Here is a 320-nt window from a genome sequence, read left to right on the forward strand (position 1 = left end):
ATTACCGGTTCCGAGTCGATGAGAACCCCATCCATATCAAATAGTATTCCTCTGATCATGGCTATACCTCGCCGTTAGTGTAGTGAAAACAACTGATTGTGACAAGAAAGGCAGAGAAAAATACGGCAGCCTGCTTGGCTGCCGCTCATGGTGCAATCCATCAATGCATGATGGTTTTCCCTCGCCCTACTTCACGCTGGGGGACGAAGGTTCCGTTGCCTGGGATCCCTAGATACATCCCATCGCCCATCACCAGGCGGCCGCGCAGATAGGTCATCAGGGGTTTTCCTATTACCTGCATGCCCTCATAGGGCGTGTAC

The sequence above is a fragment of the Sphaerochaeta sp. UBA5836 genome, assembly GCF_002432845.1.
Taxonomy (GTDB): Bacteria; Spirochaetota; Spirochaetia; order Sphaerochaetales; family Sphaerochaetaceae; genus Sphaerochaeta.